We start from the raw sequence: 893 nt of genomic DNA on the forward strand, positions 1-893 counted from the left end.
CGATTCAATAATTGAACCGAAGACCCCTGCACATTTGGTTGTTTTACTTTGTTCAGTTTTCAAAGATCTATCTCGTTCTATCGGCCGCTACATTTAATGAAGCAACTCTTATATAATATCATCTACCGAATAACTTGTCAACACTTTTTTGAAATTCTTTTTTGAGGAATTTCGATGTGTTAGAAGTTCTCTTTGCGATGACAACTTTTATATCATACCATCGGGCTGATTTCTTGTCAACACTTTTTAAAAATTCTTTTTGCTAGTCTGTGTTGGTAAAAGATGTCTTCCCGACAGCGACTTTTACATAATATCATCGGTCAGACACCTTGTCAACTAAAATTATCTTATTGCATGAGTTTTTTTGTATTCTTTATACCGTGTTTAAACACCAGTCAATTAAACGGCTTAGATCTTCTCTTAATTCTACTGAGGCCAAGCCCTCTTTGGTATGTGAGGGTGTATACGCAGCTACTTTTCCGTCTGCTATAGTTTTGGTCCAGCCTGAAACAGATTCTCCTTCTATAGAAGAAGATACCGAAAAAAGATTTATAGGGTTCACCTGTTTAATAAAGTAATGCTCATCCAATAAGACAAATGATTCTTTTTCATCTTTTGTCAATGGATGGTTACTATAGGTGTAAGTAACTTCTGTATGTTGTTCGGGATGATGAGTAAAGTATCCTCCCAGCATAGTGATATATGAAGTCAGCTTATCATACCCAGCCAATCCTGAATGCCAGGCTAACCAAGCTCCTCCCTCCTCAACATAGGCAGCAATCTCTTTAGCTCCCTCTTCTGTCAACCAGAGAGCCGTTTCATCTTTTTCAGGTTCTAATCTGTTTTCGGATGCCAATATGACCAAGTCTGGACGATTCTTTAATTCGTCTAAC

At 37.5% G+C, this 893-nt stretch carries 1 protein-coding gene; it reads right to left on the reverse strand.

Features of this window, described 5'->3' with window-relative positions; translation table 11 throughout:
• Positions 1-373: 373 nt before the first annotated feature.
• On the reverse strand, positions 374-893 hold a 520-nt coding region (locus ABDZ53_RS06345), incomplete at its 5' end, for a ThuA domain-containing protein (RefSeq protein WP_343754809.1).

Origin of the sequence: Alkalibacterium iburiense, assembly GCF_039521845.1 — a bacterium.
GTDB classification, from domain to species: Bacteria; Bacillota; Bacilli; order Lactobacillales; family Carnobacteriaceae_A; genus Alkalibacterium; species Alkalibacterium iburiense.